The 9,396-nt window shown below is 38.6% G+C and carries 11 protein-coding genes; 5 read left to right on the forward strand and 6 right to left on the reverse strand.

The features are described from left to right. Nucleotides 1-622: DNA translocase FtsK 4TM domain-containing protein (locus N2257_09605; GenBank protein ID MCX7794639.1), on the reverse strand; the 622-nt coding region annotated here is incomplete at its 3' end. A gap of 335 nt (nt 623-957) precedes the next feature. Further along, entirely contained in the window at nt 958-1,710 is a 753-nt protein-coding gene (locus tag N2257_09610; protein ID MCX7794640.1) for an undecaprenyl-diphosphate phosphatase, read from the reverse strand. 66 nt (nt 1,711-1,776) lie between these two features. Between N2257_09610 and N2257_09615 the strand changes: the two genes are divergently transcribed. Next, the gene (locus N2257_09615; protein MCX7794641.1) at nt 1,777-2,013 is read left to right on the forward strand and encodes a hypothetical protein; all 237 of its coding nucleotides are present in this window, start codon (nt 1,777-1,779) and stop codon (nt 2,011-2,013) included. 43 nt (nt 2,014-2,056) lie between these two features. Here N2257_09615 and N2257_09620 read toward each other — a convergent pair whose 3' ends face one another. The 4 genes from N2257_09620 to N2257_09635 form a co-directional block, all read right to left on the reverse strand. Further along, the gene (locus N2257_09620) at nt 2,057-2,218 is read right to left on the reverse strand and encodes a hypothetical protein (protein ID MCX7794642.1); all 162 of its coding nucleotides are present in this window, start codon (nt 2,216-2,218) and stop codon (nt 2,057-2,059) included. 40 nt (nt 2,219-2,258) lie between these two features. Further along, nucleotides 2,259-4,001 carry a putative sulfate exporter family transporter gene (locus N2257_09625; GenBank protein ID MCX7794643.1) on the reverse strand — a complete coding sequence of 581 codons (1,743 nt, stop codon included), beginning with the start codon at nt 3,999-4,001 and terminating at the stop codon, nt 2,259-2,261. Nucleotides 4,002-4,198: 197 nt separating this feature from the next. Next, complete coding sequence (locus tag N2257_09630; GenBank protein ID MCX7794644.1) at nt 4,199-5,581, reverse strand: sigma-54 dependent transcriptional regulator; 1,383 nt, start codon at nt 5,579-5,581, stop codon at nt 4,199-4,201. After that, the gene (locus N2257_09635) at nt 5,578-7,428 is read right to left on the reverse strand and encodes a DUF3365 domain-containing protein (GenBank protein MCX7794645.1); all 1,851 of its coding nucleotides are present in this window, start codon (nt 7,426-7,428) and stop codon (nt 5,578-5,580) included. Before N2257_09635 ends, N2257_09630 begins: the two co-directional genes overlap by 4 nt. Nucleotides 7,429-7,631: 203 nt before the next feature. On the opposite strand from N2257_09635, the gene N2257_09640 reads away from it, so the two are divergent. The 4 genes from N2257_09640 to N2257_09655 all read left to right on the forward strand — a co-directional run. Then, entirely contained in the window at nt 7,632-7,760 is a 129-nt protein-coding gene (locus N2257_09640) for a hypothetical protein (protein ID MCX7794646.1), read from the forward strand. A gap of 15 nt (nt 7,761-7,775) precedes the next feature. Beyond that, the gene (locus N2257_09645; protein ID MCX7794647.1) at nt 7,776-7,949 is read left to right on the forward strand and encodes a hypothetical protein; all 174 of its coding nucleotides are present in this window, start codon (nt 7,776-7,778) and stop codon (nt 7,947-7,949) included. Beyond that, nucleotides 7,949-9,028: a 4Fe-4S dicluster domain-containing protein gene (locus N2257_09650; protein ID MCX7794648.1), complete on the forward strand. Its 1,080-nt coding sequence runs from the start codon at nt 7,949-7,951 to the stop codon at nt 9,026-9,028. Before N2257_09645 ends, N2257_09650 begins: the two co-directional genes overlap by 1 nt. Continuing rightward, nucleotides 9,025-9,396: hypothetical protein (locus N2257_09655; protein MCX7794649.1), on the forward strand; the 372-nt coding region annotated here is incomplete at its 3' end. The genes N2257_09650 and N2257_09655, both read left to right, overlap by 4 nt.

The raw sequence follows: 9,396 nt of genomic DNA on the forward strand, positions 1-9,396 counted from the left end.
ACAGGTATTGAACCTCTTCCCTTGTACTTTCATCTGTAACAATGGCTGGTGTGAAGTCCTCTTCCTGAACCTGCTCCTCTATTTCCTCTATAATTTCTTCTTTTTTACTTCTCTTAGTTTTTATTCCTACAGAAAAGAGTGCCACAGGACTCATCATTATAAGAGAAAATATGAAAAGCATAAAAGAAAATACAAAAGAACCAAAGGTTGAGAAAAGGCTCTGGAGAAATCCTGAAATAAGAGTTCCTGTCATACCCCCTAGAGACCTTTCGGTGGAAAAATTAAAAGAATTTTCAACTAAACCCATGAGTACAGAAAGGGAAATCAGAAAAAGTAAACTTCCTGCCAGATAGATTATATGACCCTCTTTATGTAGAAGCCTTCGAAGTCCCCATATAATAAGAAAGAGTGGTATAAAAAAGGCTGAAAAACCAAAGAAAGAAAAAAGGATATCTGCAAAATTTGCACCTATAACACCACCATAATTCTTAACAGCTTTCTCAGAATAAGTAAAAATGGAGGGATCCTGTGGTGAATAGGTAATCAGTGAAACAAGGCAGAATAGTCCCAAAAGAATAGAGGATATCCCTTTAAGCTCATTTTTTAACCTTTTGAACTCCATATCAAAGATATTTTAGCCTATTTAGAAGAATAAGGCTACTGTATGTATTTATTCATATGACTGGAAAGCATTGAGTTTCATAACTAAGATTTTCAATAGAAATCTATGCTTTTCCCTAAAATGCCGAAATAGTGTGCAAGTTAGTAAGAGCTGAAGAGATTTTACGTACACAGGCCTTACCCCACAGAACTATCAGGGAAAGGATTTCATGAAAGTCAGGAAAAATTCAGGTTGACCTGATAGGTACATCAGGATCTGAGCTTGCTGGATGCAATGAAAATGCATCAGTGTAAGATTTTTTAATAAAACCAGAGCTAATCCTTAAATACGGGATTTCAAAAAAATAGGAATATGAGAGCAGCAAGTCCGAACCTATAATATACAAAAAGATCTATCCTGTGCCTCTGTAGATATTTAATTAAAAAACCTATGGCAATAAGACCTGAGATAAAAGATGCAATCATGCCCGACAGGAATATACTGTAATCTATCTGAGGCTCATGAATGAGTCTCTTAAAACCAATCAATGACGCTCCTGCAATAACAGGTGTTGAAAGCAGAAAAGAAAACCTTGCAGAATCCTCTCTTTTTAAACCCATTAAGAAACCTGCAGCTATTGTGATACCTGACCTTGAGACTCCAGGTATTAAGGCAATTGTCTGGAAAAGGCCAATAAACAGGCAGTCTATAAATCTTAGCTCTTCAATATTTTTTTTGCCTGATAACCTGTCTGTAAGTAACATAAAAAACCCTATCACCGATAGGCTTAAGGCAACAACAAAGGGATCTCTCAATTCCTTTTCTACAATATCCTCCAAAAAAATTCCAGTCAGCCCGGCAGGTATAGTTGCAATAATAATAAAAATTAACAATCTTCTTTCATGAAGGATAATCCTGACCCAGTCTCTGATGAAATATACCAGCACAGCAAGAAGTGTCCCTGCATGGAGGGCTATATCAAAGGTAAGGGTATCCACTGTGCCTTGCCATCCGAAAAACTTCGGAACAAGTATGAGATGGGCTGTACTGCTTATGGGTAGGAATTCAGTTATTCCCTGAATTATTCCAAGTATTACCGCCTCAAACATGGAAGGTATTTTACCATATATGATTTGAATCATGTAATGACATGTCAAGTAAGGTTATAATAAATCATGAAAGAAAGCTGCCCAGGAAGCAGAGAGATCACCCATCCCTACCCGGAACAAATCCGCTGCCCTTACTGTTACAGAGAGAATGAAATATGGTCAGACGAGGTAGAGATAGAGTGCAGGGGATGTGGAAAGACCATTTCAAGGGACATGAAGCCCAATTGCATACTCTGGTGTCCTGCTGCTAAAGAGTGCTTGGGTGTTGAAAGATATGAAAAAATTATTAAGGCAATAAAATGATCCAGAAAGTTTTTTGAGGGAGGGCAAAGCCCTCCCTTTATCTTCAGTGTTGAGCAGGAAAGAATGTATAACTGACCCAGACAAGAACAAAAAGAAGTATTATACCAAGCACCAGACTCCAGGTAATCAGCTTTTTTTCAACTGGCAGGAGTTCTTCGTATTCCATCTTTTTTAATTCCTCTGCCACCTTCGGCTCTTCGGGCATATTAAAATCACCTCCTCCTTTATTTGTGAAATTTTAAGAATTATCCACTTATTATTGGAGGTTTTACTCCATGAAAGAAAATCCATGATATCAGGAGCCCTATCCAGAGAATGAATCCGAATAGACATATGAGATATACAAGTGCCAGTTTTCCAATTCCTTCCTCCCACAGCTTCCTGAAATCAGATACTACACCAATAGTAAAGAAGGTTATAAGAAAGAATAGAACTCTAAGGGCATTTGTTCCACCGGTCGCTTCTTTCGCAGCAGTCTGAGTCTTTTTCTCAGTAGCTATTGAGTCCTTGAGCTCCTTTATCCGTTCCTTACTGAGGTTAATCCTTTCAATAATGGCAGCCTTTTCAGCCTCTGCCTTTGTTGCAAGGTCCTTTTCAAGGCTAGCTATTTCTTTTTCTATCTTTTTAATCTCATTTTCAGCAGGTGTTATTTTGGCAGTGAGGGGGATAGCAATGAGGAGTATCACTGTAAAGGTTATGGCATAACCGAGAACAAACTTCGGAAATCTATTCCATATTTCTGATGCCCTGACCTTTTCACCAGGTTTGCATTCAATCTTTGCACACCATATCACAGCAAGTATAAAGGCCCAAATACTTATAAAGATATCTATAAAGAGCTTTGTGGTTGAGGCTGCCATCAACATCCACCCTGGATCATATTTAATTCCAGCAACAGTCTCTGCCTTTGCCCTTATAAGGGCATCAACAACCGCACCGCTTGCAAAGGCAGCTCCATCTGTCTTAACAGCAAGACCCATCCAGGCACCTGCAACCATCGGTTCTTGCCAGAGAAATGCCTGAGCAAAGAAAGGAAGTATGATTAATTCAATTACTGCAAATATGACTACAAGTGAGGAGACCATTATGGGTACAACTGGTCTGGCTTTTATGGCACCGCCAGTTGCTATTGCTGCTGAGACTCCACATATTGATATACCTGATGCGAGGGGCGCTGCCCATTCCCTGCTGAATTTGAAATATTTTCTTGCAATTAGATAAACCAGTGCCCAGTAAATAAGGTAGGCCTCCACAATTGCACAGAGCCCCCTGAAAAGCACTGCTGATGCAAGACCAAAGGCTTCAGCTGACTTGAGTCCCAGCAATGCACCCATAAGGGCAATTGCTGTCTTAATATATAGCTCAGGTCTAACAGCCTCCTTAAGAAAATTGGCAAGTCCTGGAAGAAAGTTTCCGATAAATAATCCCACAAGAAGGGCAATAATAAATCCTGCCTCTCCAGTAAGTTTCAGAGACCAGGGAATACCTGCTTTTTTTGCATCAGTGGCTGCAATATAGGCATAATGACCTGTAAGCCAGCAGGCATAGCTTATCCAGAAAATAATCGTGAATCCTATGGCAAATCTTTTTACATTAGCACCGAGAAGACCTGCGCCAATACCCATAATGGCAAGTAGAAATATATATGTCAGGAAAAGAGACAGAAAACCAGAAAGTCCTTTCCTTTCATAAGTCTGTCCAACCTGGAGACCTGAGGTATCCTTCACAGTTATTGTCTCTTCCTTGCCATCAGATTTTTTAATTGTTAACTTGTTACCTTCTATCTTTGTGATCTCGCCTTTAAGAGGAAGAAGTGCGGAAGATACAGGAGTTATTGCCTTTTCAAGTTTTGTCCATTCCTTTGTAGATACTACCCACCCAAAGGTGTTTATGCCAGCAAAGGAAAGAAGCGAAATTGCAAACAATACCATGGCAAGCCAGAAGGCTAACCAGTCTTCATTTAAAAGACCTTTTTTCTTTTCTTCCATACTGAGACCTCCTTATACTTATTTTTTTAAAAAAGAAAATTAACATAATTTGATATCAGGTCATAAAATCACCTCCGGACACCAAGAGTTCATGTCTTCTTACAAGCAACAGGTATGCCTGAAAAAGTATTTTTAAAATTAAGAACTTATAAATAAGGAGTAAACTGAATTGTTACCTTAAGGGAACTGGTAAGTAATTAATGTTCCTTTTCAGGAACATCAGACATATCTATTTTATATTCTTTGAGCTTTTTCCAGAGGACCTTTCTGCTTATTCCAAGTCTTCTTGCAGCCTCCTGTTTTTTTCCACCTGTCTCTTTAAGAATGTTCATTATCAGTCTTTTTTCAAACGAAATTATACATTCACGAAGAGTTAAATTTTTTGAGATGCAGTCTTCCTCAAATTTTGTGGACTGAATAAATTCTTCTGGAAGATTTTTTATTTCTACAATTCCGTTTTTTGAAAGAAGGACGGCCCTCTCGATAGCATGTTTCAATTCCCGGACATTTCCCGGATAATTATAAGAAAGAAGAATCTCATATGCAGATGGCGAGATGGATATATCAGGTCTTGAATATTTAATCTTAAAATATTCAAGAAAATGTTCTATAAGATGAGGGATATCCTCTTTCCTTTCCCTCAAGGGAGGTATACAAATTGGAACGACATTGATTCTGTAATAAAGATCTTCCCTGAATCTCCCTTCCCTGATAAGATCCCTGAGGTTTTTACTCGTTGCATAAATGCACCTTACATCTACCCTGATTGTGTCCTTTCCACCCAGCCTTGTAACTGTACTATCTTCGAGAACCCTGAGGAGTTTTGGCTGAAGCTGTAGAGGCATATCCCCGATCTCATCAAAAAAGATAGTGCCACCGTTGGCAAGCTCAAATTTTCCCTTTCTTGTCTCTGATGCACCTGTAAAGGCCCCTCTTTCATGTCCGAAGAGTTCAGATTCAAAAAGTGTCTCTGGTATAGCAGCACAGTTAATCTTTATATAGGGTCCATCTTTTCTGTGGCTCCTGTTATGGATGGCATTGGCAACAAGCTCTTTACCCGTACCACTTTCACCCTGAATGAGAACAGGAACATCAGTAGGTGCTATTGACTCAATCTTATCAAATATCTCTTTCATCTGATGACTCACTCCAATAAGCTTTTCATAGCCTGCTTTTTTAATGGACTCCTTGAGCTGTATTACCTCTTTTTCAAGTTTTCTAAAATTGAAAAATCTTTCTATAACAAGAAGAAGCTCTTCATTAGAAAAGGGCTTTGCAATGTAATCAAAGGCTCCATCTTTTATTGCCTGGACAGCTGTCTTTATTTCCGCATAGGCAGTTATGATTATAACTCCTGTATCAGGATAGGTAGATTTAATCTCTTTTAGGATAGTCATGCCATTCATTCCGGGAAGCCTTAGATCTGTTATTACGAGGTCAAAGTAACTTCTCTTAAGCAGTTCAATGGCCCTATCACCGCTTTCAGCTTCCTGAACAAGGAAACCAGAGGAGCTCAGAAAGTGACTCATGCCCAGCCTCATGGCCGGATCGTCTTCAATTATAAGAATCTTCTCTTTCATTTTGTAATGGGCAGTTCGATGATAAAGGTTGTCCCTCTTTCAGATGAATATACCCTTATTTCTCCGTTGTGCTGTTCAATTATGGATTTACTAACAGACAGGCCAAGACCTGTACCCTCCCCTACTGGTTTTGTTGAAAAAAAGGGATCAAATATGCGGGGTAATATGTGTTCAGGTATCCCGGGACCTGTATCAGTAAAGCTTATTAAGCATTTACCCTTTTCCACACTGGTTTTTATATTCAGTAAACCCTTTCCTCCATCCATGGCCTGAATGGCATTTAGTATTACATTCAGAAATACCTGTTCCATTTTGTTTCTGTCAATCATCAATTCCGGTATGTCTGAAGCAAAATCTTTTATTACAGTGATACCCTTCTTTGTAATTATATATTCTGTAAGACTAAGTACATTTTCTATTATTTTATTTACAGAACAGGGAGCAATAACAAGTTCTGTCTGTTTTGAAAAATCAAGGAGCTGTTTTATTATGTCCTGAATCTTCTTGAGACCTGTATTTATAACCTCTATGTGTTTCTGTCTTGTAAGTTCATCCATCTCTGTTGAGATAAGATTATTAAAACAGAGTCTGATACCTCCTAGAGGATTATTTATCTCATGTGCAAGGCCTGCCGAAAGCTGTCCTATTGCGGCAAGTTTTTCTGTCAATCTCATCTGTTCTTCAAGCTGCCTCCGCTCTGTAATATCCTTTACATAATGGACAGCCTTTATTACCTCACCTTTATCATCAAATATCGGATAAAGATGAATATAATAATGCCTTCCTTTTTCGTCATCCCAGTATTCAGCTAAAGGTCTCTTTTCTTCTTTCAGCCTTTTCAGAAAACAGACAGGACATATTATGTCAGGATCACATTTTTCTGGTTCGCATTTTTCTATAAAAACAGCTTTTATACCCTGTTCTCTCCATTTTCTGTATGCACTGTTTGTGAGTTCAACAGTGCAGTCAGGTCTTATGAGAGCAAGGGGATCTGATATACCCTCAAATATGGTCTTCAATGTCTCTGTCTGTTTTTTCATCTCTTCCTGTGCCTCATAAAGGTGTCTTGCCATCTGATTAAAGGATGTTATGAGTTCTCCTATCTCATCCTTCGACCGAACGTAAATATTCTGATTCAATGGTTCTGTGCCATTTACAATATTTCTAAAAATTCCTGTAAGTTTTCCTAGCGGCCTGGTAACAAGACCCCAGAAGGCACCCCGAAGGGAGAGAAACAGAAAAAAGAGAGATACTGCTCCAAGCAAAAATGTTGAAATTGCAATACCTTTTATCTCTGCAAGGGTCGCTTCAAGTGGCACAAGGACGGATTCCACTCCTATTATATCTCCTTCTTTCCAGTTAAGATCTCTCGTTCTACTGTACCTTCTTATAAGTGCCTTTGGTGCATCCTTCAATCTTCCATGACATAAAAGACAGCCACGCTCTACAAAAACAGGTTTGGCCCTTATGAGATACTCCTGACCATCTTTTTTTATAATTCCGTTCCACACAGTCTTTTCTCTATTTTTATAAAAAAATTCTATAAGACTCCTGTGAAGTTCATCGGCTGTATTTTTAGGATTCAGTGGATCAGTTGAAACTCTGCTGTAAATATAATCTCCCAGTTCTTTATTAAATCTCCTCATTACACTGAATCTTACATGCGTAGTGGACATTGCCTCAACTATAAAATCATCTCTATGGTTTTCTTTCAGGATATTGAACATAGAAGGTCTTAATTCCTCCTTAACATAATCACCAACAGCATCAATCTGAGCAAGAATTATCCTTGTCTTTTCACTGGCATCTTCAAGAGCTCTGTTTTTAAGATGACTATACAGGGCCACAGAAAAGATAACGCAAAAAATGGTCAATATAATAGCAACAGACAGGCTGAACTTCGTACTTAATGGAAGATTTTTGAATCTCATCATTTAATTTTAATTGATAAGGAAATGGTGAAGCAAGAAAAAACTCGAGACCCGAATTTTTATGTTTGGATTGCAATTTTAAAAAAGGCTGAAGATTTTATTAAATGATTTTTGTTATAATGAAATATATTTTAAATGGAGGTAAGGAATTGAAGGTATCAGAACAGGCAATTGAAAGATTTAAAAAGATACTGAGGGAATCAAAGGCAGAAGATGGAGGGATAAGGATATTTCTTTCAGGGGGGTGAAGGCCCTCTCTGGCTATGGACATAGCCAAAGAACCCTTCGTAACAGATAAGGTAATGGAGTTCAATGGACTAAAGCTTTATCTTGACCTCTGGGCTCAGAATCTACTATCTGAGGCTACGATTGATTATTCCGAAGGTTACGGTTTCACCATAACTGGTGCATCAGAGCCAGGCTCATGCTGTAGTTGATGAGTTCCTTTAAGATAAAGAAAGAGCAGATTGAGAATCTTTTTGTAGCACTTTCTCTTTCTTACAGGATTATTGGGCCAAAGATTGAGTCCGGAACTCTGGTATTTTCAGAAATTACATTTAAGGACCTTCCTATTCATGTAAAAGATATCCAGGGTCCTGGCCGTTTTAGACTTTCTGAAAAGAGGGAAGAGAGCCTTTTTTCTTTTTCAGTTGGTCCTGATTCCTTTAAGAGATTTCTTTTTCCAACAGAAGAAGAGATCCTCACCTGGAAATATAATAAAAAATCATTAATCATTGAATCATTTATTAGTCCTGAAAGACCTGTCATACTTTTTGGTCTAAGAGCATGTGATATAGAGGCTCTCAAGCTCTATGACAGGATTTTCTCAGAAGATGATTCTTACAGGAAGAAGAGGGCAAACTCTGTTACAATTGCCATAAACTGTCTTAAACCCGGCGATAACTGCTTCTGCTATTCTCTTAATACGGGACCTGAGGTTAAAGGAGCCGATGTTGTTATTACAGAGCTCAAGGAATATTTATTGATTGAGATAAATTCGGATACACTTTTACCATTTCTTGCTGGTATTTCTTCTCAGAAACCGCTATCTGAAGATTGGGAAGAAAAAGAAAGGATTCTCAATAACTGCAAAAATGCTTTTAAAAAACAGGTTGATACTAGATTGTTTAAAACTCTATTTAAAAAGATTGAAGATCCACTCTGGGCTCAGATATCAGAAAAGGACCTCGAATGTGGAAACTGCACTCAGGTCTGCCCCACCTGTTTCTGTAATTCAACATACGATAGAATTAAGCTGACTTCTGTATCAAAGAATGATGTAAAGGGCACAAGAATAAGGACTTGGGACTCCTGTTTTTCAAGAAATTTCGCAAGGGTTCACGGAGGCAATTTCAGGCTCTCAAGGAGAGCCAGGTACAGACACTGGTTTATGCATAAATTTCTTTATATGGAGGAACAATTCGGTATGCCAGGATGTGTTGGTTGTGGAAGATGCATAACCTGGTGTCCTGCTGGCATTGATGTAACAGATGTGCTCGGGAGGCTCCAGCAATGAACGGACAGTATGTTTTTGAGGCCTCTATTAAATGGATTAAAAAGGAGACCAGAGATACCTATTCATATGGTCTAAAAATTAAAGATAAGGAGATGTCAAGGAGATATAAATTCAGGCCAGGTCAGTTCAACATGCTCTACATTCCAGGAGTTGGAGAATCTGCTATCTCTATAAGTTCATCACCTTCTGATCCAGAACTTACCCATACAATAAGAATAGCCGGAGATGTAACAACAAGGATCTCGAAACTTAAAGAGGGTGATGTTATAGGTATCAGAGGACCTTTTGGAAACGGCTGGCCTCTTGAGGAAATCGAGGACAGAGAATTGATGATAGTTGCTGGAGGTCTAGGTATCGCACCCCTTAGA

Source organism: Thermodesulfovibrionales bacterium (assembly GCA_026417875.1).
In the GTDB taxonomy this organism is placed as follows: Bacteria; Nitrospirota; Thermodesulfovibrionia; order Thermodesulfovibrionales; family CALJEL01; genus CALJEL01.

Coding starts and splice junctions, on each gene's coding strand:
- N2257_09645 (MCX7794647.1), top strand. CDS start 7,776: ATGGACATAGCCAAAGAACCCTTCGTAACAGATAAGGTAATGGAGTTC.
- N2257_09620 (MCX7794642.1), bottom strand. CDS start 2,218: ATGCCCGAAGAGCCGAAGGTGGCAGAGGAATTAAAAAAGATGGAATAC.
- N2257_09625 (MCX7794643.1), bottom strand. CDS start 4,001: ATGGAAGAAAAGAAAAAAGGTCTTTTAAATGAAGACTGGTTAGCCTTC.
- N2257_09610 (MCX7794640.1), bottom strand. CDS start 1,710: ATGTTTGAGGCGGTAATACTTGGAATAATTCAGGGAATAACTGAATTC.
- N2257_09615 (MCX7794641.1), top strand. CDS start 1,777: ATGAAAGAAAGCTGCCCAGGAAGCAGAGAGATCACCCATCCCTACCCG.
- N2257_09640 (MCX7794646.1), top strand. CDS start 7,632: ATGAAATATATTTTAAATGGAGGTAAGGAATTGAAGGTATCAGAACAG.
- N2257_09630 (MCX7794644.1), bottom strand. CDS start 5,581: ATGAAAGAGAAGATTCTTATAATTGAAGACGATCCGGCCATGAGGCTG.
- N2257_09650 (MCX7794648.1), top strand. CDS start 7,949: ATGAGTTCCTTTAAGATAAAGAAAGAGCAGATTGAGAATCTTTTTGTA.